This is a genomic window from Porcincola sp. LCP21S3_C12, assembly GCF_052118625.1.
Taxonomy (GTDB): Bacteria; Bacillota; Clostridia; order Lachnospirales; family Lachnospiraceae; genus Porcincola.
On record NZ_JBQKGW010000055.1, the window covers coordinates 1 to 1857 of the forward strand.

Consider the following 1857-nt stretch of genomic DNA (forward strand, 5'->3'; position numbering starts at 1 on the left):
TTTCTGCGGATCTACTACGCTCGTGCAATGGAGTTGTACAAGTAAATCCGTCCGCTTTCATTATAGCCGTTAACTGCCGGCCTGCAACAGCAGGTCTTATTAAGGTTACTCACTTTTTGTTCTCAAGGTTCTCAAAATCTTCAAAAATCTGCTTGACAAACATTAGCAAGATTTGTTAAACTCTTTAGCGACTCCATCTTCTTATCCTTCAGACAAGAAGCATCCCTCGCTCTAAAGGGCACGGTCAATTCCGATTTTCACTACCGACCCACCTCTTTGCGTGGAAGTTTATCAAATATAACCATCTGATATTTTCTATAGGCTCATTTAGACCCAATGTTAGTTTAATATGGTAGCATTATCTTGCCAACAGAAAAGCCGCCCCGGAATCCCGAGACGGCATGAAATATTTTCATCCTTAAATTGTGATGTCTTCCTTTGCTCCACACTTCACCGTGATGGTGAGCTTGGAGGGAAAGACTCTGATCTCCTCGATGAAGTTTCGGACCAGCTACCCATCATAGTCTTTTTGCTTCCCATTTCATGCCTCCTGTTCAAATAGCCTTCCCACAGTCTCGACCTCCGAAAAATAGCCTTTCCACAGTCACAACCTACCCAAAATAGCAAAGCCACAGTCTCGCCCGGCAAAAATTCATCAAAATAGCCTTCCCACAGTCACGCCAGAGCGATATTCACATTTTCCCTGACAGAAAAAGCGGCACCGGTCTCTCTTTTCAGAAAGACTGATGCCGCAGAAATGGCTTAAACACGGGCTTTATAGCCACTTTTTCAATTTGTCCTCGTTAGCAGAGCCACGGTCTCGACGTGCCCCGAGACAGTGGAAAATATAATCACGCTGCCCGACTGTTTGTGGGAACATATCGAAAATTTACCCCTGTTTGCGGAAACATATCTAAAACTCAGGTATCAAATGAGGAAACATATCTAAAAAATCAAAGCGTGAAACTGGAAGTTGTTTATTAAACCTTTTTAACCTTAACCAACAACATCATAGGTCTACGCATTTCATCACACATTCCCGGCATATCCATCATATCTGCCGGAGGCATTGCTTCCTCAATAGCCTCAATTTGAAAACCACATTTTATAAGTGGATTCAATATCTGCGTTAATGTGTGGTGCTGTTTAATTACTCGTTGACCAAGAAAATTGGTTTCTCTTTCTCCTGTGTAATAGTAATTGTCGACTGGCCAATATTTAGGTTTCCCATTTTCATCATAAATCCAATCCTCATTAACACCTGCGGTGAAAGTCGGATGTTCAATGTTGAACAGGAAATACCCACCTACTTTTAATGTGCAATACACCTTTTGATAAACATTAGCTAAATTTTCGATATAGTGCAGTACCAGGTTAGAAACAACTAGGTCATAAGTATTTTCAGGATAAATGTATTCTTCAACACCGCAAACTTTATACTTGATTTTGTCATCAGAGTTATCAGCTACTGCTTTTGCAATCATTTTTTGACTACTATCAATACCAAGAATTTCAGTAGCTCCCATTTGTGCGGCATATTTGCAATGCCAACCGTAACCACAGCCTAAATCCAAAACTTTTTTTCCCTGTAATTTAGGGAATAACGGTTGCAACTGATGCCACTCTCCAGCAGCTTTCAGACCATCTTTGCTTCTTCCCATTTCCGCATATGCGGCAAAAAAATCACTATTATCGTAAATATTTCTCATTGATAATTACCTCCACAATTCCGATTTATGTCAAAGTTGCATATTGCACTGCCTAACGGCCGGATTTGCGGAGCAAATCGGCCTGGTTGCGCCAGCTGTCGGCCGCGATGCGGAGCATAGCGGTCGACTCGGGTTCCTTCCGGCTGAA

At 41.9% G+C, this 1857-nt stretch carries 1 protein-coding gene; it reads right to left on the reverse strand.

The features are described 5' to 3' along the window. Nucleotides 1-980: 980 nt before the first annotated feature. Entirely contained in the window at nt 981-1709 is a 729-nt protein-coding gene (locus ACTQ1N_RS12570) for a class I SAM-dependent methyltransferase (protein WP_441956995.1), read from the reverse strand. Nucleotides 1710-1857: the final 148 nt, after the last annotated feature.